The following is a 25,612-nucleotide window of genomic DNA, read 5'->3' on the forward strand; positions in this document are numbered from 1 at the left end:
AGGGGGCTTCGCCCCTGGCCTTCGGCCACCCCAGGCCCGGGCCTGCCTCCGGACCAGCCTGCCACGACGCGTCAAGCACCTCCCCCACACACCACACGACCGGCAGGGGTGGGGAGGGGAGCCGGCGGGCAGCGGACGGGACCGGTGGTGAGTTGCTCAGGGAGGGAGCGGTGAGGAGCGGGCGGGCCCGGGGGCTTTGCTCTCGCCGCGTGTCGCCCCGGGGCTCCGGGACCGGCGCCCGCTGCCGCGCAACCCCCCTCCGGAGCTGACCCGTACCCGCCCCGCCGGGTCGGCGTCGCTTCCGGGCCGGGCCGCGGGGACGGTGTGGGGGTGCCGGCCTGCGGGGACCGGGAGGGGTGGGGGGTGGTGACGGCCACAGACCCGGGCCCGAGAATCGTGGGTATGCTCGCCGCCATGCCCCCAGCCCCTTCCCCCGCGTCCCGGGACGAACCAGTCATACGGGACGGCGGCGACGCCTGCCCGGGTGCGCTGCGTCTGCACGCGGCGGACGACGGGTACCTGGCGCGCGTACGTCTGCCCGCCGGCCTTCTCACCGCTCGTCAGGCCGCGGTACTGGGGCTGGCCGCGCAGCGGTTCGGCGACGGGCACCTGGACCTCACGTCACGGGGCAACGTGCAGATGCGCGGGCTCGTGGACGGCTGCGGTGCCGGGCTGGCGGAGCTGCTGGACACCGCGGGGCTGCTGCCCGCCCCCGGGCACGAGCGGGTGCGGAACATCGTGGCGACGCCGCTGTCGGGGCTCGACGCCCCCGGGCGGCCCGACGTGCTGCCCTGGGCGCGCGAGTTCGACCGGCTGCTGTGCGCCGACGCCCGCGTCACCGCCCTGTCGGGCCGGTTCCTCTTCGCCTTCGACGACGGCCGCGGCGACGTGGCCGCTCTCGACCCGGACGTGACGGTGCTCGCGGGACCCGTCGCGCCGGGGTCGGCCGCCCGGGGCGAACGTGCCGGACTGTCCGATGGCGTCCCGTCCCCCGGGTGCGCGCTGGTGCGGCTCGGCGGGTCCTCCGACGCCGTCGAGGTCGGCGGCGCCGATGCGCCTCGGGCCGCGTTGGAGGCCGCACACGCCTTCCTCGACGCCTCCGCCGCGGCCGGCACCAAGGCCTGGCGCGTGGCCGAGCTGCCCGCCGAACACTCCATGAGCGTCCGGCAGTTCGTCGTACGCCTCACCCGCGCCGGAATCCCGGCCGTGCACCGGTCCGGCATCGCGTGGCCCCGTACGCGGCCGCCCCGTCCCTGGGGCGCCGGGGACGGGCTCCGCGCCCACCTGTGCGTACTGCCGCCGCTCGGCCGGTTCACCCCGGACCAGTGGCAGGCGCTCGTGCAGGTCGCCGACCGGTCCCGCGGCCCGATGCGGATCACCCCCTGGCGCAGCGTCGTGCTGGCGGACGCGCCCGTGCGCCGCCCCCTCAACGGCCCCCGGCGGCTGGAGAGCACCGGGCTCGTCATCCGCGCCGACAGCGTCTTGGAGTCAGTCACGGCCTGTACCGGGCGGCCCGGTTGCGCCAAGTCCCTGGCCGACGTGCGTGCGGATGCGTTCCTCGCCGTACGGGCGGACCGGCCGGCCGCCCCGGGTGTGCTGCCCGTCCACTTCTCCGGGTGCGAGCGCCGGTGCGGACACCCGCGCGGCACCGACTGGGTCGACCTGGTCGCAGCTCCCGACGGCTACCGCCTGACCGCCCCCGGCCGGCCGGCCCGTACCGGACTGGCCCCCACCGACCTCGCCGCCGCCCTGGCGGAGGCGCGTACCACCACCCCTCACCCGTCGTCGCAGACCGCAGTGAAGAAATGAGCGAGTACACCGTGTTCGAGTACGAGAAGGACGGCGCGTCGATCTACCGCCAGTCCTTTGCCACGATCCGCGCCGAGGCGGATCTCGCCGGGCTGCCCGCCTCGGTCGCCCAGGTGGCGGTGCGCATGATCCACGCCTGCGGCATGACCGACCTCACCAGGGACCTCGGCTACACCGACGACGTCGTGCTGCGCGGCCGGGCCGCCCTGCACGCCGGCGCCCCGATCCTGTGCGACGTACAGATGGTCGCCAGCGGCGTGACCCGCAAGCGGCTGCCCGCCGACAACCGGGTCGTGTGCACCCTCTCCGACCCCGAAGTGCCGGAGCTGGCCCGCAAGATGGGTACGACGCGCAGCGCGGCCGCTCTCGAGCTGTGGCGCGACCGGGGCCTGCTGGAGGGCTCCGTGATCGCCGTCGGCAACGCGCCGACCGCGCTCTTCCGGCTGCTGGAGATGATCGAGGAGGGCGCGCCGCGCCCGGCCGCGGTCATCGGCGTGCCGGTCGGCTTCATCGGGGCCGCCGAGTCCAAGGACGCCCTGGCCGGGCACCACTCCGGGCTCGACCACCTGATCGTGCGGGGCAGGCGGGGCGGCAGCGCGATCGCGGCCGCCGCCATCAACGCGATCGCGAGCGAGGAAGAATGAGCGAGCAGACTGCCCCGCCCGCTGCCGGGCGCCTCTACGGTGTCGGGCTCGGCCCCGGCGACCCCTCGCTGATGACGCTGCGTGCCGTCCAGGTGATCGCCGAGGCGGACGTGGTGGCCTACCACAGCGCCCGCCACGGCCGCTCGATAGCGCGGTCGATCGCAGCGGAGCACCTGCGCGCGGACCACATCGAGGAACCCCTGGTCTACCCGGTCACGACCGAGACCACGGACCACCCGGGTGGCTACCAGGGCGTGATGGAGGAGTTCTACGCCTCCGCGGCGGCCCGGCTGGCCGCGCACCTGGACGCCGGCCGGACGGTCGCCGTGCTCGCGGAGGGCGACCCGCTCTTCTACGGCTCGTACATGCACATGCACAAGCGGCTGGCCGACCGCTACCGGACGGAGGTGATCCCCGGCGTCACGTCGGTGAGCGCCGCCGCCGCACGGCTCCAGACGCCGCTGGTGGAGGGTGAGGAGGTGCTCACGATCCTGCCCGGCACGCTCCCCGAGGAGGAGCTGACGGCCCGTCTGGCCGCCACCGACTCCGCCGTGGTGATGAAGCTGGGCCGCACCTTCCCGGCCGTCCGCCGGGCCATGGAGACGTCCGGGCGGCTCGCCGAGGCCAAGTACGTCGAGCGCGCCACCATGGCGGGCGAGCGGACCGGCGACCTCGCCGGCACGGACCCGGAGTCGGTCCCGTACTTCGCCGTCGCCGTGGTGCCGAGCCGGGTGGGCAACCCCGGCAGCCGGCCCGCCCCGGAGACCGGCGAGGTCGTCGTCGTGGGCACCGGGCCGGCCGGCCCGCTGTGGCTGACGCCGGAGACCCGGCGGGCGCTGGCCGACGCCGAGGTGCTGGTCGGGTACACCACGTACCTCGACCGGGTGCCCCGCAGGGCGGGCCAGGTGCGGCACGGCTCCGACAACAAGGTGGAGTCGGAGCGCGCCGAGTTCGCCCTGGACCTGGCGCGGCGGGGCAAGCGGGTCGCGGTGGTCTCCGGGGGAGACCCGGGCGTCTTCGCCATGGCCACCGCCGTCCTGGAGGTCGCCGCGCAGGACGGGTACCGGGACGTGCCGGTGCGCGTGCTGCCGGGCGTGACGGCCGCCAACGCCGCGGCCGCGGCCGCCGGCGCCCCCCTGGGCCACGACTACGCGACCATCTCCCTCTCGGACCGGCTCAAGCCGTGGGAGGTCATCGCGGAGCGGCTGGCGGCGGCGGCCCGGGCCGACCTGGTGCTGGCCCTGTACAACCCCGGTTCCCGCAGCCGCACCTGGCAGGTCGGCAAGGCCCGGGAACTGCTGCTGGAGCACCGGTCCCCGGACACACCGGTCGTGATGGCCCGTGACGTGGGCGGCCCGGAGCAGTCGGTCCGCATCGTGCGGCTGGCCGACCTGGACCCGGCCGAGGTCGACATGCGGACGATCCTGCTGGTCGGCTCGTCGCAGACCCAGGTGGTCCGCCGCGGGGACGGCGCGCAGGTCACGTGGACCCCGCGCCGCTACCCGGAGGCGTGAGGCCCGCGGCGGCCTGACGCCTCCGCCCGACGCGACGGTTCTCCCCCTCCCCCGGGCGGGGGAGGGGGATCCCCCGCGCGGGGGGAGGCACGCCCCCCTGCCTGCTGGGAGCTTGGGGGCATGGAACACGAACGGAAGCTGATCCGTGCCCGCCGCCCGCAGGGGCTACGGCTGGGCAAGTTGCCGGAACAGGGTGCCGATCCGGGACTGGTCGGCGACGAGCGGGAGCGTGTCGAAGTACAGCTCCCACGCGCCGCCCGGCCCGAAGCGCTCCACGATGCCGAAGGAGACCTCGCGGAAGCGGGGTTCCGCCGTCTGGTCGTCCCGGGGCACGGGGATGCGGGCGGTGCCGTGCCACTCCACGTACGCCGTGGTCCGCCCGAAGGCCGCCTGGCCGGCCTTGAAGCGCAGGTCCGCGGTCCCGAACAGCCGCTCCAGGTACGCCGTCTTCGCCTCGTGGGACGTCAGGGGCTCGCGCAGCCCCGGGCCGCTCAGCCGTGCCCCGGCCATGCGCCGGACCAGGGCCCGGGCGTCCGCGCCGTTCCACGCGGCCAGCCGGTCCGCGATCTCGTCGGCACGGAAGCGCTCCGGCGCCCGCCGGGACGCCTCCGACGCACCGTCCGCCCGGCCGGCGACGCCTCCGAACAGGTCCGGCACCGCGCCCGGCAGGGTGTCGCGGAACAGCGCGGCACGGTCGTAGTAGCGGCGCGCCTGCAGGGTCTTGCCGTCGTCGCCGAGCAGGTTGCGGGCGATCTGCGGGTAGGCCACGGTGCGGCCCTTGAGCGTCACCTCGTTCCACTGGCCGAACATCATCACGGCGCCGTCCGCGACCACGTCCGTGCCCCGGTAGCGCAGGTCCGGCGCGAGTCGCAGCGAGCCGGTGATGGAGGTGCCGATCGTGGTGTGGCCCCGCTGCACCGCGCCGCCGGCCTCCCACAGCGACGCGTCCGCGTCGAAGATGTCCAGGTACGCCCTGACCCGCGGGTGGCCCAGCTCCCCGAGTGCCGGGGGAGTGCCGGTGGGCGTTTCCCCGAAGGCGAGCTGCCGCTGCATGAAGGCGCAGGCGTTGGGCGTGATCCGGCCCTCCAGCCGGTCCACCTTCTCCCGTACCGCGGGGCAGTCTCCGAAGGACGGCGCCCCGGCGGCGGCACCCGCGACGGCGGCCGTCCCGCCGCCCGCGAACCCCAGCGCACCCATCGCCAGCACCGCCGCCACACCCGCGACCACACCACGCCGACCTGCGAACATTCCCCGCACCTCTTCCTGTTGCCGCTTGCGTGCGACAACCATCGCCGCCGGCCCACGACCTGGTCGATTACCTCGGAGGTCATGCCGGGGCCGTCGGGGGAGGGGCGGTCAGTGGCAGTCGTAGCGCCAGTCCCACGGCAGTCCGGGGCAGCGGCGGCAGTGGAAGAAGCAGACGCCGCCGCAGTCGCCCAGCTGTATGTCGCCGGTGATGGTCAGGAGGTGCTCCATACGGTGCCCGGCGGCCAGGACCTCGGCCTCGGCGCGCCAGTACAGCCGCGGGTGCACCGGCCCCTCGTCCTCGTCCTGGTCGTGGATCAGCGCGCACCACACCAGCTGGAGCACGTCCTTGCCGGGCGGGAACTCCAGCCGCGGCACGTCCCGGGCGTACAGCTGCAGGATCGGGCAACGCCGCAGACGGTCATACGCGCCACCGGCAGCCCGGCCGGCGTGCGGCGGGCGGGACGTCAGCGCCGGCGTGCCGTGTCGCGGAGCCAGGTGACGGCCTCCGGAACCGTGGTGGCGACCGCGACGCCCGCGGGCACGGGTGGGCGGCGGACGATGACGACCGGGACGTTCGCCTCGCGGGCGGCGGTGAGTTTCGGGGACGTGGCGGCGCCGCCGCTGTCCTTGGTGACCAGGACGTCGACGGCATGGGCCCGCAGCAGGGCGCGCTCGCCGTCCAGGGTGAACGGGCCCCGGTCCAGCAGGACTTCGGTGCGCGCCGGGCGCGGGCCCTCCGGTGCGTCCACCGAGCGGACCAGGAACCAGAGGTCGTCCAGGCCGGCGAAGGCCGCCAGGCCCATCCGGCCGGTGGTCAGGAAGACGCGCTCGCCCAGCCCCGGCAGCACGGCCGCCGCCTCTTCCAGGGAGGACACCTCGTGCCAGTCGTCGCCCGGCACCGGCGCCCACGAGGGCCGGCGCAGTGCCAGCAGCGGCACGCCGGCCGCGTCGGCGGCCGCCGACGCGTTGAAGCTCATCCGCTCCGCGAAGGGGTGCGTGGCGTCGACCACCGCGTCCACGGCGTGCTCCCGCAGCCAGCCGGCCAGGCCCTCGGCGCCGCCGAAGCCGCCGATACGGGTCTCCCCGGGCGGCAGCACGGGCCGGTTAACGCGGCCGGCCAGCGAGTTGGTGACGCGCAGGCCGGGCTCGCCAGCCAGTGCCTCGGCCAGGCGGCGCCCCTCGGTGGTGCCGCCCAGCACCAGGACGTGCGCCGCCGCGGGCGTCCTAGCAGACATGCCGGTCGCGCTCGGCCGAGTACAGGTGGCTGTCGCGGAACTGCTCCGCGCCCAGGGTGCGGCCCACGATGATGACCGCCGTGCGCACCAGGCCGGCCGCCTTCACCTGCCCGGCGATGTCGTCGAGCGTGCCGCGCAGCACCAGCTCGTCCGGGCGGCTGGCCATCGCCACCACCGCGGCCGGGCAGTCGGCGCCGTAGTGCGGCAGCAGCTCCTCCACGACCCGGTCCACGTACCGCGTGGCCAGGTGCAGCACCAGCAGTGCCCCGCTGCGGCCCAGCGTCGCCAGGTCCTCGCCCGGCGGCATCGGGGTGGCCTGCTGCGCGATGCGGGTCAGGATCACCGTCTGGCCGACCGTGGGCACGGTCAGCTCCCGCTTCAGCGCCGCGGCCGCCGCCGCGAAGGCCGGTACGCCCGGCACCACTTCGTACGGCACCCCGGCCTGGTCCAGGCGGCGCATCTGCTCGGCCACCGCACTGAACACGGACGGGTCGCCCGAGTGCAGCCGCGCGACGTCCTGGCCGGCCTCGTGGGCCCGCACCAGCTCCGCGACGATCTCGTCGAGGTTCAGCTGCGCGGTGTCCACCAGCCGGGCGTCCGGCGGGCACTCGGCCAGCAGCTCGCGGGGGACCAGGCTGCCCGCATACAGGCAGACCTGGCAGGAGGCCAGGGTCCGCGCACCGCGCACCGTGATCAGGTCCGCGGCGCCGGGTCCGGCGCCGATGAAGTACACGGTCATGTGAGATCTCCAGAAGTGACGTGTGGTGTCGTGGCGGTGCCGGCCGCAGCCGCGGTCTCCGTCTCCGTCTCCGGACCCGCGGCCCCGGCCGCGCCGCCCGGCTTGCTCACGGACCACTGCGTGATGGGCATCGCCTGCCGCCAGCCCGTGAACCCGCCCACCGGCACCGCGTGGGAGACCGCGAGCTTCACCAGCTCGCCCCCCAGCTCCCGGTGCCACCGGGCGAGCAGCGCCTCGGACTCCAGCGTGACGGTGTTGGCGACCAATCGGCCACCCGGCCGCAGCGCGGCCCAGGAGGCCTCCAGCAGCCCGGGCGCGGTCAGGCCGCCGCCGATGAACACCGCGTCCGGCACCGGCAGTTCGGCCAGTGCCTCCGGCGCGGCACCGCCGACCACGCGCAGCCCGGGCACGCCGAGCGCGAGCGCGTTGCGGCCGATGCGCCCGGCCCGTACGGCGTCACGCTCGACGGTCACGGCCCGGCAGGACCGGTGCGCCCGCATCCACTCGATGGCAATGGACCCCGAGCCCCCGCCGATGTCCCACAGCAGCTCGCCGGGCGCGGGCGCCAGCGCGCCCAGCGTGACGGCGCGCACGTGACGCTTGGTCAGCTGTCCGTCGTGCTCGTACGCGGCGTCCGGCAGGCCCGGCGTGACGGACAGCCGCAGCGCGCCCTCGGCCCGCCGGCACTCCAGCGCGATCACGTTCAGCGGATCGCCCGGAGCGTGCGACCAGTCCTCGGCCCGCCCTGAGAAGGAGTCCTCGCGCTCGGACCCGAGCTGCTCCAGTACGGTCATCCGGCTCGGCCCGAAGCCGTGCTCCCGCAGCAGCGCGGCCACTTCGGCGGGGGTGCCGGCACCCGCGCTCAGCGCCAGCAGCCGCCGCCCGTCGTGCAGGGCGGCGACCAGACCCGCGGCGGGCCGCCCGACCAGCGTGACGACCTCGGTCTCCTCGACCGGCCAGCCCAGCCGGGCGCAGGCGTACGAGACGGAGGACGGGTGCGGCAGCACCCGGAGCCGGCCGGCGCCCAGCTCCTCGGTGAGGGCCCGGCCGATCCCGTAGAACATCGGGTCCCCGCTGGCCAGTACGGCGATCCGGCGCCCGGCGTGCGCGGCGAGCAGCCGCGGGACGGCGGGCCGCAGCGGCGAGGGCCAGGCCACCCGCTCGCCCGGGCAGTCCGTCTCGGGCAGCAGGTCGAGCTGCCGCCGGCCGCCGATGAGCACCTCGGCGGCGCCGAGTTGCGCGCGGGCCGTGGCGGAGAGGCCCGCCCAGCCGTCCGCGCCGATCCCGACGACGGTCACGGGTGACGGTGACGGGGGCACTGGGGAACTCACGGGCCGGGTCCTCGGGGCTAGCTGGAGGGGAGCGGGACCCGACTCTACTGGCCCCTGACCTGCACGGGTGCTCCGGGCCCTGTGGCCGTCCTCACGCCGAGACGGCGGCGGCCAGGGTCGCCGCGGTCCGCCGCGCCCGCCGGGACGGCGGACCGGGAGCGAGTCCCGGTCCGCCGTCCCGCCCCAGGGGACCCCGGGTCTCGGGCGTCAACGCCTACCTCTGATCTTGCGAGAGTGCCCCGGCCTTCAGGCCGGGGGTGAATCGCATCTCAAGACTGCTCTGCCCTCAGCTGTGGGCACGGGTCTGTACTGTCCACCCAGGCCCACGGCTGGTCGCGCTCAGTCCGGCCGCTTCTGCTGCGCGATGTAGTCCTTGACCACCTGGAGCGGCGCACCGCCGCACGATCCCGCGAAGTACGAGGGCCACCAGAACCGGCCGTGCATGATCGCTCGGTTGACCCGGCCGGTGATCTCCGCGCGCAGACGGCGGGACGAGACGCCCTTGAGGCTGTTGACCAGGCCGGCGAGCGCGATCTTCGGCGGGTAGTGCACAAACGCGCCGGTACTTCGTGACGAACACCAAGTGTGCGTGAAGGTTGCAGACGACTGTTCGACCCCTGCGGATATCGGGGTTTCCCATCGTGGTGACACAGGCCAATGGAAGAGTGATCGTTATGCAGCTTCGGTACTCGTTCCGCGTGTACCCGAGCGCTGGTCAGCGCACAGCGCTGGCGAGGGCGTGCGGGTGCGTGCGGGTCGTCTTCAACGACGCGTTGCGCGTCCGCGAGGAGGCCCGCGCGGCGGGGCTGCCGTTCGTCACCTCGGCGGAGCTGTCCAAGCGCCTCACGGCCGCGAAGAAGACCCCGGAACGGGCCTGGCTCGGCGAGGTCTCGGCGGTGATCCTCCAGCAGTCCCTGCGGGACCTGGACACCGCGTACCGGAACTTCTTCGACGGGCTGAAGGGCAAGCGCCCGCGCATGGGCGCGCCGCGCTTCAAGTCGAAGCGGGACAACCGGCAGTCGATCCGTTTCACCGCGAACGCGGCCTGGCGGATCACGCCGGGCGGGAAGCTGCGTCTGCCGAAGATCGGCGACCTCAAGGTCAAGTGGTCCCGCAGCCTGCCCTCCACCCCGACCACCGTGACCGTGGTGAAGGACGCGGCCGGCCGGTACTTCGCAAGCTTCGTCGTCGAGACGGACGCCTGTGAGGTGCTGCCGGAGACGACGCCCGAGGTGGGCATCGACCTCGGGCTCGGGCACTTCGCGGTCCTCTCGGATGGCACGAAGATCGACAGCCCGCGCTTCCTGCGCCGGGCCGAGAAGCGCCTGAAGAAGGCACAGCACGCCCTCTCCCGCAAGGAGAAGGGCAGCAAGAACAGGGACAAGGCCAGGGGCCGCGTCGCACGGGCCCACGCCCGTGTCGCGGACGCGCGCCGCGAGTTCCACCACCGGCTCTCCACGCAGCTGATCCGCGAGAACCAAGCGGTCGCCGTGGAGGACCTGGCGGTGAGGGGACTCGCCCGTACGCGCCTGGCCAAGTCCGTGCACGACGCCGGATGGTCGGCGTTCGTGAGCATGCTGGAGTACAAGGCCGCCCGGTACGGGCGCACCTTCATCCGGATCGGCCGCTTCGAGCCGACCTCCCAGGTGTGTTCCCAGTGCGGCGTCAAGGACGGCCCCAAGCCCCTCAACGTACGCGAGTGGACGTGCGGGGCATGCGGGGCCGTCCTGGACCGGGACGTCAACGCGGCGGTCAACGTCGACAAGGCCGCCGGACTTGGCGGTGTCAGCCTGTCGAGCGCAGGTAGGACGGGCACCCGTGCCCGCACCGCGCAGTGAAGCAGGAACCCACCCGAAGTGACCCACACAGCCCGTGTGGGAGCAGGCGGGAATCCCGGGCCCTTAGGCCCGGGAGGATGTCAAACGTGCGCCGTGCCGCCCCCGGCCGCCAGCGCCCGCGCGATCCGCCGGTGCGTCTCCTGCCACTCCTCCAGGGGCACCTTGGGCAGCACGTCGCCCCACAGCGGCAGGCAGGTCCCGCGCAACTGCAGCATCCCGGCCGGGCGCGCGAAGAACCACCAGTGCAGGTGCTCGGCCCCGTCGCCGTACCGGTTGACGTGGACCCGCGCGACGCCGCCCGCCGACATCACCGCCTGCTCCACCCGCTGGAGCACCGGGCCCAGCTCCGCGGCCCGCTCGGGGGGCATGTCCGCCAGGTCGAAGTGGGCGCGCGGCAGCAGCATCACCATCGCGGGCAGCCCCTCCGGATCGGCGAACCCGCGTACCCACCAGTGCTCGTCGCCCCACAGGATGCCGTCGTACGCGCCGTCCGCGGACGGGCAGACCTTGCAGGGCCGGTCCTGCTCGCCCTCCCGCGGGGGTTCGGGCAGCACGGGCTCGTCCAGCACCTTGATCCGGAGGTCCCCCTCGTAGGGGAACACCTCCCAGAACGGTATGCCGTCCTCGGGCATCGGGATGCGCTCCCCGAGGGGCAACCGCTTGACGAATTCACTGGGTTCGACGGTCATGGCCGCAGCCTCGCACACCGTGCACGCGGGACCCGCGCGCCGCCCCCCGCCGCCTCAGCCGCGCGCCGCCCCCACCGCGCCCAGCGCCTCGACCAGCGGTGCCAGCTCGGGCCGGGCGGCGGCATCCGTCAGGGCCTCGTGCAGCGCGGCCCCGTTCGTGGGCCGGGCCTCGGCCAGCAGGGCCGCGCCCGCCTCGCTCACCTCGGTGTAGATCCCGCGCCGGTCGGTGGGGCACAGGTAGCGGGAGAGCAGCCCGCGCTCTTCCAGCCGCGTGACCAGGCGGGTCGTCGCGCTCTGGCTGAGGACGACGGCGTCGGCGACCTGCTTCATCTGCAGGTGCCCGCCGGGCCCGTCGTGCTGCCGGCTGAGCACGTCCAGCAGGGAGAACTCGCGCACGCTGAGTCCGTGGCCGGCCTGCAGGGCCCGCTCCAGGTGGGCCTCGATCCGGCCGTGCAGCAGCGACAGGGCGCACCAGCCCTGGGCCAGGCCGGTCAGCGAGGCGTCCGTGGCGGTCATTGGGCGCTCCTCTCCTCCTCCGTACGACGTCATCTCCAATGTACCGCGCTTGCAAATAACCCGCGTCTGCAATTATTGTGGACGCTCGTTAACGGCCCCTGCAATGAATCGCACGCACCGCACTCCCGGGAAGGCCCCTCCTCCCATGCCCCTCGCCCTCCTCGCCCTCGCGATCGGTGCCTTCGGCATCGGCACCACCGAGTTCGTGATCATGGGGTTGCTCCCCGAGGTCGCCGTCGACTTCGGCGTCACCATCCCCGCCGCCGGACTGCTCGTGACCGGCTACGCCCTCGGCGTGGTGGCCGGGGCCCCGCTGATGACGGCCCTCGGCACCAAGGTCCCGCGCAAGCGGATGCTCATGCTGCTGATGGGCCTGTTCGTCGCGGGCAACCTGCTCTCCGCCCTCGCGCCCGCCTTCGGCGTCATGCTCGCCGGCCGCATCGTCGCCTCGCTCGCCCACGGCGCCTTCTTCGGCATCGGCTCCGTCGTCGCGGCCGGTCTCGTCGCCCCGGCCAGGCGGGCCGGGGCCATCGCCCTGATGTTCACCGGCCTGACCGTCGCCAACGTCGTCGGCGTGCCGCTCGGCACCTTCCTCGGCCAGCGCGCGGGCTGGCGCGTCACCTTCCTCGTCGTCGCGGCCCTGGGCGTGGTCGGCCTGCTCGGCATCGCCCGGCTGGTCCCCGAGCTGCCCCGCCCCGAGGGCGTACGGCTCCGCCACGAGCTGGCGGCGTTCCGCAACGTCCAGGTGCTGCTCGCCATGGCGATGACCGTGCTCGGCTTCGGCGGCGTGTTCGCGGCCATCACCTACATCGCCCCGATGCTGACCGGGGTCACCGGCTTCGCCGGCTCCTCCGTCACCTGGCTCCTGGTGCTGTTCGGCCTCGGCATGGTCGGCGGCAACCTCGTCGGCGGCCGGTACGCCGACCGCGCCCTGATGCCGATGCTGTACGTGAGCCTCGGCGCCCTCGCCGTGACGCTGGCCCTGTTCACCGTCACCGCCCACCACAAGGCGGCGGCCGCCGTCACCCTCACCCTCGTCGGCGCCCTCGGCTTCGCGACCGTACCGCCCCTCCAGAAGCGGGTACTCGACCAGGCCGCCGGCGCCCCCACGCTCGCCTCCGCCGTCAACATCGGAGCCTTCAACCTCGGCAACGCCCTGGCCGCCTGGCTCGGCGGCCTGGTGATCTCGGCCGGGTACGGGTACACGGCCCCGGACTGGGTGGGCGCGGCCCTCGCCGCGGCCGCCCTGGCCCTCGCCCTGCTGTCCGGCGCCCTGGAGCGGCGGGACACCCGCTCCGGGAGCCGCGTGGTCGCCCAACACCATTCGCCACAGCCGGAGTTGGCAGCAAACGGCCGCTGACGCAAGCCCCCCGGACGCGGCGGAAACCCGCCGTACTGATCGGTAACCCGACGTCTTCCCCGCGGCCACCCAACTCCCCTACGCTCCCCCCTCGTTGACCGACGAGCGAGGGGAGCGCTGGCATGCGGAGACTGGTACGCACGGGAGCGGCACTGGCGGGACTGGCCCTGGCCGTGGGCGCCCTGACGGCAGCACCGGCCGGCGCCGCGGTCCACACGACGGCCCCGGAGGCATCCGCGGACCAGGCCTACTCGGCCTCCACCGGGGTCGGCGTCCACAACGCCTACGAGAAGTCGAAGTTCCCGTACCTCGCCGACGCCCTGGACTCCGGCGCGGCCATGCTCGAACTCGACGTGTGGACCAACTTCTTCGGCAGCTCCTGGCGGGTCTCGCACAGCAACCCCTTCGGCAACGACAACAACTGCGAGAACGCCACCACCCCCGCCCAGCTGCGCACCAAGTCCCGCAACCAGAACCTCGCGGGCTGCCTCTCCGACCTGCGCGCCTGGCACGACGGGCACCCCGGCCACCGGCCCGTGCTCATCAAGATGGAACTGAAGGACGGCTTCGCGTCCAACCTGAGCCGGGGCCCCGCCCAGCTCGACGCGCTGCTCACCGCCAAGCTGGGCGACGCGCTCTACCGGCCCGCCGAGCTGGCCGCCGGGTACCCGAACCTCGACGCGGCCGTGCAGGCGCGCGGCTGGCCCGCCCGCTCCGCCCTGGCCGGGAAGTTCATCATCGAGCTGATCCCCGGCACCGTCGAGCAGGACAACCCCAACGACACCTTCTGGACCGACCGCGAGTACGCCCAGTACCTGCGCGACCTCGCCACCGCGGGCCGCCTCGGCCAGGCCGGCGTCTTCCCGGCGGTCCTCCGCGCCGCCGCCGGCGACCCGCGCACCCGCTACGCCGACGCCTCGATCCGCCCCTGGTTCGTGGTCTTCGACGGCGACGCCAACGCCTACGTCACCGGCACGGCCGACGCCGCCTGGTACGACCAGCGGCACTACCTCCTGGTGATGACCGACGCGGCGGGCGTGGCCCCCGCCATCGACGGCACCCGACCCACGGAGGCGCAGGCCCTGGACCGGGTGAACCTCCTGGCCCGCGGCCACGCCAGCATCGTCTCCGCCGACTGGTACCCGCTGCCCAGGGTCCTGTCCACGGTCGTCCCCCGCGGCTGACCGGGCTGACCGGGCGGACCGGGCAGACCGGGCGGACCGGGCGGACCGGGCGGACCGGACCCACCAGGACGACCGGGCCGCACGACCGGACCGGGCCCGCCGGGCGGGCCCGGTCACGCCGGTCGGCCGGCCCGGGCCCGGGCCCGGGTCAGCGGCAGCTCTCCCACGGGGCGTCGTGCACCAGGGCGCAGACCATCCGCTCGCCCCGCCCGCCCGGATAGGCGGTCCGCAGCTCGTCCCGGAAGTCCGCCCACTGGCGCCCGATCGCCTCCTGGGCCAGCACCGCGGCCCGGTCGAAGTTGTGGTCGGCCCGGGTCCGCGGCATGCCCCGGAAGTCCTTCGCCAGGTCGGCGTGGCTCACCCGGCCCGTGCAGTCCTGCTCGACGCCGGCCGAGTCCAGGTCCTCGTAGCAGCCGGTGGTCAGCTCGTCCGGCGCCCTCTCCACGATGTCCTGGCGGACGGCGGCGTCGCTCATGTGCGCGTAGCGCGAGAACGCGAAGAACGGCGCGACCTCCGGCCGCTCCAGCCCCGCCGGGTTCGTGATGCCCAGGGACCCGGACCCGGCCACGTCCGCCCAGTTGCTGTGCGCGTAGAAGTCCTCCACGGCGTGCCAGGCCAGCCCGAGGTGCCGGATCACCTCGCACTTGGCCCGCCGGTCCGGCCCGTTCCAGACGCAGTCGGTACGCAGGCCGGTCTGGCTCTCGGGCACCCGGCCGTGCTCGTCGACGAGCCCGTCCGCCGCCGCCACGGCCGCCTCGAACTGCGCCAGGGCCCCGGTGGCGCAGGCCGTCAGCTCGGTGTTGCGGTCCTCGATCGTGCGGGGATACGCGCCGTCCGGGAACCAGTCGGCGTTGTCGCAGTGCATCGGCCCCTGGTGCCGGAAGGCCGGGTCGACATCGCTCGCGACCACGGCGCCCCGCACCGGGCTCGCGATCTGGTCCTCGGTGAGCGGCTCCCACGGCAGCGCGGCCCGGGTGATCTCCGCGTGGTTGCCCAGCGTGTACGCCCCCGCCGGGGCCGGCACGGCGAGCGCCAACGCCACCGACGACGCGCAGGCCAGCAGCAGGACCCCTCGCCCCCGCCGGTGGCTTCCGGGCATGGCAGGTCACTCCTCGGACGCGCCGCACCGGGCCCGCCCGGTGCCGGCGTGCCCAGGATGGCACCGTTCCCGGGCCCCCGCGACCCGTCCGTGCGGCCGACGGGCCCGGTCTCAGGCCAGCAGCCAGGCGATCGCCGACAGGGACACCATCGAGCAGAGCGTGGACAGCAGGACGGTGTCCCTGGCCAGATCGGTGTCCAGCCGGTACTCGGAGGCGAAGAGGAAGGCGTTCTGGGCCGTCGGCAGCCCGGCCACCAGCACCACCGACAGCAGCGCGTGCCCGCCGAGCCCGAACGCCCAGCGCCCCAGTGCGTACGCGAGGAGCGGCTGCCCCACCACCTTCAGCGTGACCAGCACCCCCCGTTCGGCCCGGCCCCCGGCGTCCGGCCGCACCCGGGCGTGCAGGGACATCCCGAGGGCGAACAGCGCCGCCGGCACGGCCGCCCCGCCCAGCAGCTGCAGCGGTTCGGTCACCTCGTGCGGCAGCGGACGGCCCAGCGCCGCCACCGCCAGCCCGCACCCCGAGGCCGCCACGACCGGGTTCCGGAACGGCAGTTTCAACAGGGCCAGCCAGCGCTCCCGCGTCCCGCGCCGGGTCCCGAGGTCGATCAGCGTGAGGATCAGCGGAGTGATCAGCAGGGTCTGGAAGAGCGCGGCCGCCACCAGGAACGAGGTGTCCTTCAGTACGTGCACGGCCACCGGGATGCCGAGGTTCGCCGAGTTCACGTACGCGGCGGCCATCGCCCCGATCGTCCGCTCGCCGGGCCCGCGCCGGAACACCCGGTGCCCGAGCACCAGTCCCACCGCGAACACGGCGAGCAGGCTGAGCGCGAAGACGAGCACCCCGGGCTGGAACAGGTCGCCGACCCGGGACCTGGACATCGTCAGGAACAGCAGCGCCGGCATGGCGAAGGTGAACGCGAACCGGCCCAGCACCCCCTGCGCGTGCGGCCCGAGGACGTCGAAGCGCCCGGCCGCCCACCCCACGGCGGTGATGGACCAGATCGGCAGAAATCCCGCGAGCACCGTCCCCGTCACGGCGCCCAGTATTGATCACCCGTGGCGGAACCCGGTGGGCAGGTCCCGCCACGGTGCTTTTCGGAGGTCCCCCGGGTCAGGGGGTGAAGACCTGGTCCAGCTGGTGGATCGCGCCGTCCTTGCCCAGGCTGTACCTGAAGACCAGGCCCGAGTCCGGGTGCGCCTCCAGCCAGTCGAGGAATTCCTGGACGCCGATCTTCTGGTTCTCGGTGGACTCCACGATCGGGGTGACCACCGTGATGGACGCGGCCTGGTCGAGCGGGATGAAGGTCTCGACCCCCACCGTCTCGAACGGCGCCCCGTCCGAGTCCGGCGTCCCGCAGCCCCAGTTGCCGTGCCGCACGATCAGGCTCAGGAACCCGCCCTCGGGCGTGTACCGGTACACCGCGATCTCGTCCGGGGAGATCGGCATCTTGTGGTCGCAGGACGGGGTCGCCCCCGGCTTGGCCGTGGCGGGCGCCTTCGGCTTTCCGGCCGGGGCCTTCGGCGGTGCGGTCGTCGCGGCCGGCTTGCCGTCGGCGGTCGGCTTCGCGTCGGGGGTGGCGCTCGCCGTACCGGCGGGCGCCGCGGGCGCGGAGGCGGCGGGCTTTCCGGGCGCCGGGGCCTTCGGCGCCCCGGCGGCGTCCCCGTCGCCCTTGCATCCGGTCAGCACCAGCGCACCGCACAGTGCCGCCGTCGCGAACGCCGCTCTCCGACCGCTCCGCTTCATGTCACTTCTCCCCTGCGCGAGGTGCCGCCACCGGCAGCCGTTGAACCTCGGGGAGGAAGGTAGCGTGGCCGGATCCCGCAGGGTAACGCCGTCCGCCCGTTCGTCACGGATCCGCGATCGCGTTGTTGCCGATCAGGGAACTCCCGGAGGCCGCGGGGACATTCGAGGGCCCGGCGCGGGACCCGGCGGAGGCCACGGACGGGACCCGGCGGAGGTCCCGGACCGGACCCCCGCGCAGGCCCCGGGCATGCCCCGCGCGCGTACGCCCGCCCCGGCACACCGCCCCGGGTGTTCACCACGCGGACGGTCCCCGGCCGGACCGCGTAGGCCCGCCCGCCGCCTCCCCGTTCGATTCTCTCGCCCGATCTGCGTGTTCCTGACAGTCGGGAGACCCCCTCATGACCAAGCCCCGTCCCGTCCGTACGGCGGCCCTCGTCCTCACCGCGGCCCTGGCCGTGCTCGCCGCCGTCGTCCCCGCCCAGGCCCAGCCCGGCCCGGCCGACGCCGCCCGCGCCCTCCCCGTCGTGACCGCCCGCGCCGAGACCGCGACGCTGTACGACGACGAGGCCGGCGGCAACGCCAACGCCGACGACCCGGCGATCTGGCGCAACCCGGCCGACCCGGACCGCAGCCTGGTCATCGCCACCGCCAAGGAGGGCGGCCTGCGCGTCTACGACCTCGACGCCCGCACCGTCCAGAAGGTCACCCCGCCCTCCACCGGACGGCCCGACGACGCCCCCGGCCGCTTCAACAACGTCGACCTGGTGCACGGCCTGCGCCTGTCCACCGGCCGCGCCGACCTGGCCGTCACCACCGACCGCGGCAACGACCGCCTCCGGTTCCACCGCATCGCCCCCGGCCACCGCGGCGGCCCGCTCGTCGACGTCACCGACGGCGCCGTCCCGCCGGTCTTCAACCGCGACCAGGACCAGATCAACGACCAGCGCACCGTCTACGGCCTGGCCACCTGGACCGACCCGCGCACCGGCCGCTCGTACGCCCTGGTCAGCCGCCGCGAGCGGACCCGCGTCGCCCTCCTGGAGCTGCGCCCCACCGCCACCGGCACCGTCACCTACCGCACCGTCCGCACCCTGGACCTGCCCTCCTCCTTCCGGCTCCCCAACGGCAGGACCTGGCGCCCCTGCGGCGAGCCCGGTGAACTGCCGCAGGTCGAGGGCATGGTGGTGGACCCGCTGAACGGCGTGCTCTACGCGGGCCAGGAGGACGTGGGCATCTGGCGCATCAGCGCCGACCTCAGGGGCACCCCGAAGCTGATCGACAAGGTGCGCGAGTACGGCGTGCCGGCCACGTACGACGAGGACACCGAGGAGTGCACGCCCGGCGCCGACCCCGGCTACGGCGGCAAGCACCTCACCGCCGACGTCGAGGGCCTGACCCTGGTCCGCCGCGGCGGCCACGGCTACCTGTTGGCTTCCAGCCAGGGCGACGACACCTTCGCCCTGTACGACCGGGACGTCGCCGACCGCAACGCCTACCGCGGCGGCTTCCGCATCGGCGCCCGCAACTCCGTGCTCGACGGTTCCGAGGTCTGCGACGGCGCCGCCGCCTTCACCGGCCCCCTCGGCCGCCGCTACCCGCGCGGACTCCTCGTCGTCCAGGACGGCCGGTCCACCCCGGCCCCGGCCGGCCGCGAGGCCACCGGCTTCAAGTTCGTGGACCTCGGCACCGTGCTGGACGCCGTCCGCCGCTGACCCGCCCCGGCCGCGCCCCCGCCCCGCCGGCCGGCGGGGCGGGACGGCGCGCCTACCGCGGCCAGGGCCTCCGCACCGAGGGCGTCTTGACGAGCGGCAGCGCCTGTTCCGCCCAGATGGTCTTGCCCGACGAGGTGTACCGGGTGCCCCACTGCTGGGTCATCTGGGCGATCAGGAACAGGCCCCGGCCGCCCTCGTCGTCGCCCGACGCGCGCCGCAGGTGCGGCGAGGTGTGGCCGGTGTCCGACACCTCGCAGATCAGCGTCTGGTCCCGGATCAGCCGCAGCTGCACCGGGCCCGACGCGGCGTACCGCACCGCGTTCGTGACGAGCTCGCTGACCACCAGCTCGGTGGTGAACGCGAGGTCGTCCAGGCCCCATTCGGAGACCTGCCGGACGGCCAGCGCCCGGGCCCGGCCCACCGAGCGCGGGTCGGGCTCCAGCTCCCACACGGCCACCTGGTGCGAGCCGAGGGTGTGCGTACGGACCAGCAGCAGCGCCGCGTCGTCGTCCACCGGGCGGGGCAGCAGCGTGGCCACCGTCTCGTCGCACAGCTCGTCCAGCGGCCGCCCGTGGCCGGCCAGCACCCTGCGCAGCGCGTCGAGCTGCACGTCCACGTCCCGGTCCCGCCCCCGCACCAGGCCGTCGGTGAACAGGGCCAGCAACGAGCCGCGCGGCAGCTGGAGTTCGGCCGACTCGAAGGGAAGCCCGCCCAGGCCGAGCGGTGGTCCGGCCGGCAGGTCGGGGAACCTGACGGCCCCGGTCGCCGGGTCCACCACCGCCGGCAGCGGGTGCCCGGCCCGGGCCATCGAGCAGGTCCCGGCCACCGGGTCGTACACCGCGTACAGGCAGGTGACGCCCAGGGCCTCGTCGTCGGGCACGGACTCGCCGTCGATCAGCACCGCGGCCCGCTCGTTGGCGGCCTGCGCCACCAGGTCGTCCAGCCGGGAGAGCAGTTCGTCGGGGGCCAGGTCCAGCCGCGCCAGCGCCCGTACGCTCGTCCGCAGGCGGCCCATGGTCGCCGCGGCCCGCAGCCCGTGCCCCACCACGTCGCCGACCACCAGCCCGACCCGGGTGCCGGACAGGGCGATCACGTCGAACCAGTCGCCGCCCACCCCGGCCTTGCTGTCCGCCGGCAGGTAGCGGTAGGCCAGCTCCACCGCCGTCAGCCGGGGCAGGATCCGCGGCAGCAGGCTGCGCTGGAGCATCAGGGCGGCGGTGTGCTCGCGGGTGTAGCGGCGGGCGTTGTCGACGCACACCGCGACCCGGGCCACCAGCTCCTCGGCGACGGCCAGTTCTCCGGGGTCGAAGGCGTTCACGCGGTGCTCCCACGTGAAGGTGACCACCCCGAGCACGCTCGCCTCGGCGCGCAGCGGCACCGTCAGCCGCGCCCGCCCGCCCCCGGCGGCGCCGTCCGCGCCGTCCGCCACGCCGTCCTCGCGGACCGGCAGGCCGGTGGCCAGCGCCCGGGCCTGCGGACCGTCCGGGAGCAGGGCGATCCGCTGCGGCTCCTCGCCCGCACCCACCCGGACCAGCGGCCCGTGGGGCGTGGCGCCGGGCGTGGGCCGGTCGCCCTCCAGCACCTCGGCCAGCAGGTCCACCACGAGGTCGTCCGCGAAGCTCGGCACGGCCACGGCCGCGAGCTCCCGCGCGGTGCGCTCCATGTCGAGGCTGACGCCGACGCTGCCCCCGGCCCGGACCAGCAGGTCGAGCCGCTGCTGGGCGAGGTACCGCTCGGTGATGTCCACCGACTCCTCGCAGACGCCGAGGGGGGTGCCGGCGGCGTCCTGGAGGCGGTAGTAGGAGCAGGACCAGACGCGTTCGCGGTCCGGGTCCACCGGGGCGCGGCCGCGGTAGTGCAGGTCGATCACGGGCCGCCCGGACTCCAGCACTCCGCGCAGCGTCTCGGTGAGGGTGGGCGGACTGTTTGGGGTGAGGACGTGGCCGTCGCCCACCATCTCGTCCGGGCCCTGGCCGACGTACTGCGAGTTGCCCATCTCCACGCACAGCGCCTGGTTCGTCCAGACCACCTTCAGCGCGGTGTCGTAGATGGCGAGGCCGACGGGGGACTGGGTGACCAGGCCGCGCAGCATCGACTGGAGCGCCTCCCACTGTTCGCTCTCGTCGGCGTCGGCCATCGCCATCAGCCGGGCGGGGGCCGCGTCCTCGGTGTTGAGCGGCAGCACGGCGAGGCTGACCCGGACGGTGTGGCCGTCGCGGTGGCGCAGCACGGCGGTCCGCCGGGCGCGGCCGGGCAGGGCGTCCAGGGGCACGGGAGCGCCGGCCTCCTGGGCGACGTACCGGGCCACGGGCCGGCCGAGCACCTCGGCGGGGGTGTAGCCGAGCAGCTCCTCGGCCGCCGCGCTCCAGCCCAGGACGGTGCCGCCGGCGTCGATCACGGCGGTGGCGGCGCGGGAGACGTCCAGCGGGCCGCGCGGGTCCTCGTCGCGCCCGTACCTGGCCGGGTCGCGGTCAGGGGCGTCCACTGCGGTCACCTCCCCCGGTCCCGGCGTCCTCCCGGCGGGCGGCGAGCAGCAGGGCGATGTCGTCGGGCCGGTCGTCGACCTGGCCTGCCTCGCCGATGAGCCGGTCCGCGGTGGCGGCGAGGGAGTCCTGGCCGGCCTCGGCGAGGGCGCGGCGCAGGCGTTCGATGCCGAGGTCGATGTCGGTGCCGGGCTGTTCGACCAGGCCGTCGGTGAACAGGGCCAGGACCGCGCCGGGTTCGAGGCGCAGCTCGGTCATCGGGTATTCGGCCGCCATGTCGATGCCGAGCACCACGCCGCCCGGCAGATCGAGTTCCTCGGTGATGCCGTCGGGGTGGCGGACCAGCGGCTGGGGGTGGCCGGCCCTGACCGCCTGGGCGCGCCCGTCGGAGGGGTCGAGGACCACGTACAGGCAGCTGGCGAACTGGCCCGGGTCGAGGTCGATCAGCAGCCGGTTGGTGCCGCTCATCACCTCGCGCGGGTCGTGCCCGCTGAGGGAGAAGGCCCGTACGGCGCTGCGCAGCTGGCCCATGGTCGCGGCCGCGTTCACGCCGTGGCCCTGGACGTCCCCGATGACCAGGGCCAGCAGGCCGTTGTCGGTCTCGATGACGTCGTACCAGTCGCCGCCGACGTCCATGCCCTGGGTGCCGGGCAGGTAGCGGCCGACGGTGTCGACGTTGGGCCGTACGGGCAGCCGGTGCGGCAGCAGCGCGTCCTGGAGCCCGCGGGCGACGGCCGACTCGGTGTCGTACCGCTGGGCGCGCTGGAGGGCCTGGGCGATCAGTCCGGCGAGGGCGGTGAGCACGGTCCGCTCCTCGGGGCTGAAGCCGCGCGGCTTGTCGAAGCCGAGGATGCAGGAGCCGACCGGGCGGCCGGAGGCGATCAGCGGCAGGAAGGCGCGGGCGCCGACGTGCGAGTCCAGCGGGATGCCCGGGTAGGCGGCCGCGAGGTGCTCCATCGACTCGAAGAACAGCGGCCGGCCGGTGGTGAGCGTCTCCACGCCCGGCAGGCGGGTGTCGAGCGCGACCCCGTCGAAGCGGTCGAGGAAGCCCTGCGGGAAGCCGGTCTCCCAGGCGAGGTACAGGTGCCGCTCGTTGAGGAGGTAGATGGCCAGCTGGCGGCCGCCGAAGGCGGGCAGCAGCTCCTCGGTGACCACGGCGGAGACCTGGCGGGCGGTGATGGCCTCGGTGAGGGCGATGGCCAGGGCCACCGGCCGGTACAGCGCCGCGGCCCGGTCGGCGGGGGAGCCGAGGCCGCTGCCGGGGCTGACCACGGAGCCGGGCGCGTACGCGGGGTGCTCGGCGGCGGACAGCAGGACGGTCACCCCGCCGGGGGAGGGGTGCAGCGAGACGGAGACCCATTCGGCGGTGCCGCGGCGGGCCAGGAAGTTGACCGGGTCGTGCGAGAGGAAGACGGCGCGGAAGAAGTCCTCGTACGCGGGGTTGGCGAACCAGGGCAGCGCCTCCCACAGCACCTCGCCGGTCAGCTCCTCGCGGGCGCGGCCGAGCAGGGCCTCGGCGCTGTCGTTGACGTAGCCGACCCGGCCGAGCCGGTCGAGGCAGAGCAGGGCCTGCGGCAGCCGGTCGGTGGCCTCGCCGGCGACGGGGCCGCCGTGCAGGTCGAGGAGCACGCCGGTCAGGGGGGCGCCGGGGGCCTCGGGGGCGGAGAGTTCCAGCAGCCGCATGCCGCCCCGGGGGCCGCGGAGCCGGATGCGGCGGGATCCCTCGCCCGGGGCCTCGGCCAGCCGGCGGGCGGCCACCCGGAGACCGTAGGCGTCCTCGGGCGCCCAGCCCTCGGTGAGCGCGTCGACGGTGCCGGGGAAGCGCCCGGGGGTGGGACGGTCGCGGCGGCTCCGGCCGGCGCCGCGGGCCAGGTCGGCGCGGAGCTCGGGGTCGGGGGTGACCTCGTCGGTGGCCGGGTCCCAGGCGAAGCGGCCGACGCGGGCGGGCGGGGCGGGGCTGCCGGGGGGCTGGACGGTGACGGGCTCGGCCTCCCACTCCACGCTCCCTCCCTCGTCGGCCAGGGCCGCGAGGGCGGCGCCGAGCCGGTCGGCGGCCCGGTGCAGGCGGCGCCGGTGGGCATGGCTGACGGGGGTGCCGGGGGTCGCGGGGCGGAGCACCATCAGGACGCCGTACTTCTCGCCGCGGGCGGTGACCGGCTCGAAGAGCGAGCCGAAGGGGTACGGCAGCCCCGCCATCAGCTGCGGGAACCGGCGCATGGCCTCCTCGGCGTCGGCGAGGTGGACCGGCATGCCGGAGCGGTGGGCCTCCGCGACGGGGAACGGGCGGTTCATGTGCATCCGCCACCAGGGCCGGAAGAGCGGTCCGGGCAGGCCGGCGAGCACCGCCAGCCTGAGGAGCTCTGCCGTCCCCGACCGCAGGTACACGCCGCCGGCGTACCCGCCCACGGACTCGATCGCGCCCACGACGGCATGGGCGAGCACCAGGGCCAGTCCGTCCGGAGCCCGTCCGTTCACACAGACAGCATGCTCCCGATCCGGCGCCCCGCGCATCTCGCGCGGGTCACGCGCGGCCGCCGGCGGCGGGCAGCGCGGTGCCGGGCCCGGCCGGTACGGGAGCCTGCCCGGCCGGTGCGGGTGCCGGTGCGGGCGCGGGTCCGGCCGGCCCGTGCGCGGGCTCCGCGGCCGCCGGTACCGGCATGGGCACGGCCCGCTCCGCGGCGCGGCTGGTCTCCTCCCAGGCGGCCCAGGTGTCCATCCGCCGCCGGGCCACGTCGAAGGCCAGGTCGTACACCATGGAGCCGAGCAGCAGCCGCAGCGGCGGCTCCTCGGCGCCGACCAGCGCGAGCACGGCGTCGGCGGCGAGGCGGGGCTCGCTGTCGACGGACCCTTCGGCCCACTGGGCCTCCAGTTCGGCGCGCAGGGGGGCGTACGCGTCCAGCGGCGCGGCAGCGTGCATCGAGGTGTAGAGATCGGTCCAGTAGCCGCCGGGCTGGACGATGCTCACCTTGACGCCGAACGGGGCCGCCTCCATGGCCAGGGCCTCGCTCATGCCCTCCAGGGCGAACTTGCTCGCGCTGTAGAGCCCGGTGGCCGGGAAGGCGGCGACGCCGCCGATGCTGGAGATCTGGACGATGTGGCCCGCCCCGCGCTTCCGCAGGTGTGGCATGACGGCCTGGCAGACCCACAGGGCGCCGAAGAAGTTCACCTCCATCTGGGCGCGGGCCTCGGCCTCGGTGAACTCCTCGGTCATGCCCATCGACAGGGTGCCGGCGTTGTTGACGACCACGTCGAGGTGCCCGAAGTGGCCGACGGCGTCGGCGACCGCGGCGAACACCGCCGCGCGGTCGGTGACGTCCGCGGTGAGGACCCGTACCCGGCCCGGGTGGGCGGTGGCGAGCTCGTCGAGCGCGGAGGTGGTGCGGGCGAGTGCGGCGACGGAGTCGCCCGCGGCGAGGGCGGCCTCGGCGAAGGCCCGGCCCAGGCCGCGGCTGGCGCCGGTGACGAACCAGACGCGGGGAGCGGCAGGGGTGCTGACGGGGGTGCTGACGGGGGCGGTGGCGCGGGTCATGCGGTCTCCTCGCAATTGGTGAGACGAGACGGTCCGTCTCGCTTCGAAGTCCCGACTATCGCCCGCGCCGGCCCCGCTGTCAAGACGGACCGTCTCGTCTCTTTGTTAAGGTGCGGCCATGACCCCAGTGAAGAACCCCGCGGGCGGCGCGAAGAGCGCCCCCAGCGCCGCGCGCCGCAGCGAGGCCTCCCGGCGCGCCATCCTCACCGCCGCCGTCGAACTCGCCGGCGAGGTCGGGTACGCGAAGCTCGGCATCGAGGCCATCGCCGCCCGGGCCGGCGTCGGCAAGCAGACCATCTACCGCTGGTGGCCCTCCAAGGGTGCCGTGCTCCTCGACGCGGTGCTGATGCTGAGCGGCGCCGAGGGTGCGGGCGGGGAAGGTGCCGAGGGCGAGGCGGGCGGGGGAGTGGCCGGCGCGGCGGCGGTCGAGGGGGGAGCGGCCGCGGAGGCCGCGCCCGGGCTGCCCGACACCGGGGACCTGGAGGCCGACCTGAAGACGGTGCTGCGCGCCACCGCCGCCGAACTGGCCGACCCGGCCTTCGACGGCGTGCTGCGCGCGCTCACCACCGAGGTCATCAACGACCCGGCGCTGGCGGACGCGTACGCCGAGCGGCTGCAGGCGCCGCTGCACGCGATGAAGCGCGGCCGCCTGCTGGCCGCCCGGGCGGCGGGCCAGCTCGCCGGCGACGTGGACCTCGACGTCGCCGTGGACCTGATCTGGGGCCCACTGACCAACCGCTGGCTCCAGCGCGGCGGTCCGCTCACCGCCGAGTACGCCGACCGCGTCGTCGAAACCGCCCTCCGCGGCCTGCGCCCGGCGTGATCCGGCGGCCGCCTCCCAGGGTCGTGACCTGCGGTGCCTCTGGGGCGCGCGGGGTTCCGGAGGTGCGCGGGGGGCATGGGACGGCCCGATCATTTTCAGCCATGGCCGATCG

At 75.0% G+C, this 25,612-nt stretch carries 20 protein-coding genes and 2 pseudogenes; 8 read left to right on the top strand and 14 right to left on the bottom strand.

All coding sequences use genetic code 11. From position 1 onward, the window contains the following. Positions 1 to 414 precede the first annotated feature (414 nt). The 3 genes from cobG to ACIQUQ_RS33485 are packed head-to-tail and all read left to right on the top strand — an operon-like array spanning position 415 to position 3,967. A complete protein-coding gene (gene cobG / locus ACIQUQ_RS33475) occupies positions 415 to 1,809 on the top strand; it encodes a precorrin-3B synthase (protein WP_403983629.1) in 1,395 nt (464 codons plus the stop codon). Further along, positions 1,806 to 2,453, top strand: coding sequence for a precorrin-8X methylmutase (locus ACIQUQ_RS33480; protein WP_399940683.1), 648 nt, complete (start codon positions 1,806 to 1,808; stop codon positions 2,451 to 2,453). The genes cobG and ACIQUQ_RS33480 overlap by 4 nt, the downstream gene beginning before the upstream one ends. After that, a complete protein-coding gene (locus ACIQUQ_RS33485; protein ID WP_403983632.1) occupies positions 2,450 to 3,967 on the top strand; it encodes a precorrin-2 C(20)-methyltransferase in 1,518 nt (505 codons plus the stop codon). Before ACIQUQ_RS33480 ends, ACIQUQ_RS33485 begins: the two co-directional genes overlap by 4 nt. Positions 3,968 to 4,132: 165 nt before the next feature. Here the strand turns inward: ACIQUQ_RS33485 and ACIQUQ_RS33490 are convergent, their stop codons facing one another. The 6 genes and pseudogenes from ACIQUQ_RS33490 to ACIQUQ_RS33515 form a co-directional block, all read right to left on the bottom strand. Further along, positions 4,133 to 5,215, bottom strand: a complete 1,083-nt coding sequence (locus ACIQUQ_RS33490) for a hypothetical protein (RefSeq protein ID WP_403983634.1) — start codon at positions 5,213 to 5,215, stop codon at positions 4,133 to 4,135. A 108-nt stretch (positions 5,216 to 5,323) separates the two neighbouring features. Then, positions 5,324 to 5,590 (bottom strand): hypothetical protein, encoded by a 267-nt coding sequence (locus ACIQUQ_RS33495; RefSeq protein WP_403983636.1) that lies wholly within the window; start codon positions 5,588 to 5,590, stop codon positions 5,324 to 5,326. A gap of 89 nt (positions 5,591 to 5,679) precedes the next feature. Continuing rightward, positions 5,680 to 6,450 carry a cobalt-precorrin-6A reductase gene (locus ACIQUQ_RS33500; protein WP_403983638.1) on the bottom strand — a complete coding sequence of 257 codons (771 nt, stop codon included), beginning with the start codon at positions 6,448 to 6,450 and terminating at the stop codon, positions 5,680 to 5,682. Then, the gene (gene cobM / locus ACIQUQ_RS33505; protein WP_399940694.1) at positions 6,440 to 7,189 is read right to left on the bottom strand and encodes a precorrin-4 C(11)-methyltransferase; all 750 of its coding nucleotides are present in this window, start codon (positions 7,187 to 7,189) and stop codon (positions 6,440 to 6,442) included. The genes ACIQUQ_RS33500 and cobM overlap by 11 nt, the downstream gene beginning before the upstream one ends. Next, positions 7,186 to 8,487 carry a precorrin-6y C5,15-methyltransferase (decarboxylating) subunit CbiE gene (gene cbiE, locus ACIQUQ_RS33510; protein ID WP_403983640.1) on the bottom strand — a complete coding sequence of 434 codons (1,302 nt, stop codon included), beginning with the start codon at positions 8,485 to 8,487 and terminating at the stop codon, positions 7,186 to 7,188. The genes cobM and cbiE overlap by 4 nt, the downstream gene beginning before the upstream one ends. Positions 8,488 to 8,859: 372 nt before the next feature. Further along, positions 8,860 to 9,160 (bottom strand): annotated as a pseudogene (locus ACIQUQ_RS33515) (transposase). A 34-nt stretch (positions 9,161 to 9,194) separates the two neighbouring features. Here ACIQUQ_RS33515 and ACIQUQ_RS33520 point away from each other — a divergent pair. Continuing rightward, a pseudogene (locus ACIQUQ_RS33520) lies at positions 9,195 to 10,380 on the top strand (RNA-guided endonuclease InsQ/TnpB family protein). 58 nt (positions 10,381 to 10,438) lie between these two features. Here the strand turns inward: ACIQUQ_RS33520 and ACIQUQ_RS33525 are convergent. Together ACIQUQ_RS33525 and ACIQUQ_RS33530 are read right to left on the bottom strand one after the other, a co-directional pair. After that, positions 10,439 to 11,047 carry an HIT family protein gene (locus ACIQUQ_RS33525; protein WP_403983642.1) on the bottom strand — a complete coding sequence of 203 codons (609 nt, stop codon included), beginning with the start codon at positions 11,045 to 11,047 and terminating at the stop codon, positions 10,439 to 10,441. A gap of 54 nt (positions 11,048 to 11,101) precedes the next feature. Next, the gene (locus ACIQUQ_RS33530) at positions 11,102 to 11,563 is read right to left on the bottom strand and encodes a MarR family winged helix-turn-helix transcriptional regulator (protein WP_403983644.1); all 462 of its coding nucleotides are present in this window, start codon (positions 11,561 to 11,563) and stop codon (positions 11,102 to 11,104) included. Between the two features lie 145 nt (positions 11,564 to 11,708). On the opposite strand from ACIQUQ_RS33530, the gene ACIQUQ_RS33535 reads away from it, so the two are divergent. Together ACIQUQ_RS33535 and ACIQUQ_RS33540 are read left to right on the top strand one after the other, a co-directional pair. Next, entirely contained in the window at positions 11,709 to 12,923 is a 1,215-nt protein-coding gene (locus ACIQUQ_RS33535) for an MFS transporter (protein WP_403983646.1), read from the top strand. A gap of 122 nt (positions 12,924 to 13,045) precedes the next feature. Then, entirely contained in the window at positions 13,046 to 14,107 is a 1,062-nt protein-coding gene (locus ACIQUQ_RS33540) for a phosphatidylinositol-specific phospholipase C domain-containing protein (RefSeq protein ID WP_403983648.1), read from the top strand. A 148-nt stretch (positions 14,108 to 14,255) separates the two neighbouring features. Here the strand turns inward: ACIQUQ_RS33540 and ACIQUQ_RS33545 are convergent, their stop codons facing one another. From ACIQUQ_RS33545 to ACIQUQ_RS33555, 3 genes are all read right to left on the bottom strand, one after another. Next, positions 14,256 to 15,206, bottom strand: a complete 951-nt coding sequence (locus ACIQUQ_RS33545; RefSeq protein WP_403983650.1) for an HET-C-related protein — start codon at positions 15,204 to 15,206, stop codon at positions 14,256 to 14,258. Positions 15,207 to 15,317: 111 nt separating this feature from the next. Further along, positions 15,318 to 16,244, bottom strand: a complete 927-nt coding sequence (locus ACIQUQ_RS33550) for an AEC family transporter (RefSeq protein WP_403983652.1) — start codon at positions 16,242 to 16,244, stop codon at positions 15,318 to 15,320. 76 nt (positions 16,245 to 16,320) lie between these two features. Further along, on the bottom strand, positions 16,321 to 16,953 hold the full coding sequence (locus ACIQUQ_RS33555; protein ID WP_403983654.1) for a hypothetical protein: 633 nt from the start codon (positions 16,951 to 16,953) through the stop codon (positions 16,321 to 16,323). A gap of 398 nt (positions 16,954 to 17,351) precedes the next feature. Between ACIQUQ_RS33555 and ACIQUQ_RS33560 the strand changes: the two genes are divergently transcribed. Continuing rightward, the gene (locus ACIQUQ_RS33560) at positions 17,352 to 18,665 is read left to right on the top strand and encodes a phytase (RefSeq protein WP_403983656.1); all 1,314 of its coding nucleotides are present in this window, start codon (positions 17,352 to 17,354) and stop codon (positions 18,663 to 18,665) included. 52 nt (positions 18,666 to 18,717) lie between these two features. Here the strand turns inward: ACIQUQ_RS33560 and ACIQUQ_RS33565 are convergent, their stop codons facing one another. The 3 genes from ACIQUQ_RS33565 to ACIQUQ_RS33575 are packed head-to-tail and all read right to left on the bottom strand — an operon-like array spanning position 18,718 to position 24,677. Beyond that, a complete protein-coding gene (locus tag ACIQUQ_RS33565) occupies positions 18,718 to 21,150 on the bottom strand; it encodes a SpoIIE family protein phosphatase (RefSeq protein WP_403983658.1) in 2,433 nt (810 codons plus the stop codon). Continuing rightward, the gene (locus ACIQUQ_RS33570) at positions 21,137 to 23,659 is read right to left on the bottom strand and encodes a SpoIIE family protein phosphatase (RefSeq protein WP_403983660.1); all 2,523 of its coding nucleotides are present in this window, start codon (positions 23,657 to 23,659) and stop codon (positions 21,137 to 21,139) included. Before ACIQUQ_RS33570 ends, ACIQUQ_RS33565 begins: the two co-directional genes overlap by 14 nt. A gap of 10 nt (positions 23,660 to 23,669) precedes the next feature. After that, entirely contained in the window at positions 23,670 to 24,677 is a 1,008-nt protein-coding gene (locus tag ACIQUQ_RS33575; RefSeq protein WP_403983662.1) for an SDR family NAD(P)-dependent oxidoreductase, read from the bottom strand. 118 nt (positions 24,678 to 24,795) lie between these two features. Here ACIQUQ_RS33575 and ACIQUQ_RS33580 point away from each other — a divergent pair, with 118 nt between their 5' ends. Continuing rightward, positions 24,796 to 25,500 carry a TetR/AcrR family transcriptional regulator gene (locus tag ACIQUQ_RS33580; RefSeq protein WP_403983664.1) on the top strand — a complete coding sequence of 235 codons (705 nt, stop codon included), beginning with the start codon at positions 24,796 to 24,798 and terminating at the stop codon, positions 25,498 to 25,500. The last annotated feature ends 112 nt before the right edge of the window (positions 25,501 to 25,612 follow it).

The sequence above is a fragment of the Streptomyces sp. NPDC101118 genome (genome assembly GCF_044759445.1).
Lineage (GTDB): Bacteria > Actinomycetota > Actinomycetes > Streptomycetales > Streptomycetaceae > Streptomyces.

Coding starts and splice junctions, on each gene's coding strand:
- ACIQUQ_RS33540 (WP_403983648.1), top strand. CDS start 13,046: ATGCGGAGACTGGTACGCACGGGAGCGGCACTGGCGGGACTGGCCCTG.
- ACIQUQ_RS33545 (WP_403983650.1), bottom strand. CDS start 15,206: ATGCCCGGAAGCCACCGGCGGGGGCGAGGGGTCCTGCTGCTGGCCTGC.
- ACIQUQ_RS33555 (WP_403983654.1), bottom strand. CDS start 16,953: ATGAAGCGGAGCGGTCGGAGAGCGGCGTTCGCGACGGCGGCACTGTGC.
- ACIQUQ_RS33480 (WP_399940683.1), top strand. CDS start 1,806: ATGAGCGAGTACACCGTGTTCGAGTACGAGAAGGACGGCGCGTCGATC.
- ACIQUQ_RS33535 (WP_403983646.1), top strand. CDS start 11,709: ATGCCCCTCGCCCTCCTCGCCCTCGCGATCGGTGCCTTCGGCATCGGC.
- ACIQUQ_RS33490 (WP_403983634.1), bottom strand. CDS start 5,215: ATGTTCGCAGGTCGGCGTGGTGTGGTCGCGGGTGTGGCGGCGGTGCTG.
- ACIQUQ_RS33525 (WP_403983642.1), bottom strand. CDS start 11,047: ATGACCGTCGAACCCAGTGAATTCGTCAAGCGGTTGCCCCTCGGGGAG.
- ACIQUQ_RS33485 (WP_403983632.1), top strand. CDS start 2,450: ATGAGCGAGCAGACTGCCCCGCCCGCTGCCGGGCGCCTCTACGGTGTC.
- ACIQUQ_RS33570 (WP_403983660.1), bottom strand. CDS start 23,659: ATGCGCGGGGCGCCGGATCGGGAGCATGCTGTCTGTGTGAACGGACGG.
- ACIQUQ_RS33530 (WP_403983644.1), bottom strand. CDS start 11,563: ATGACCGCCACGGACGCCTCGCTGACCGGCCTGGCCCAGGGCTGGTGC.
- cobM (WP_399940694.1), bottom strand. CDS start 7,189: ATGACCGTGTACTTCATCGGCGCCGGACCCGGCGCCGCGGACCTGATC.
- cobG (WP_403983629.1), top strand. CDS start 415: ATGCCCCCAGCCCCTTCCCCCGCGTCCCGGGACGAACCAGTCATACGG.
- ACIQUQ_RS33575 (WP_403983662.1), bottom strand. CDS start 24,677: ATGACCCGCGCCACCGCCCCCGTCAGCACCCCCGTCAGCACCCCTGCC.
- ACIQUQ_RS33560 (WP_403983656.1), top strand. CDS start 17,352: ATGACCAAGCCCCGTCCCGTCCGTACGGCGGCCCTCGTCCTCACCGCG.
- ACIQUQ_RS33580 (WP_403983664.1), top strand. CDS start 24,796: ATGACCCCAGTGAAGAACCCCGCGGGCGGCGCGAAGAGCGCCCCCAGC.
- ACIQUQ_RS33500 (WP_403983638.1), bottom strand. CDS start 6,450: ATGTCTGCTAGGACGCCCGCGGCGGCGCACGTCCTGGTGCTGGGCGGC.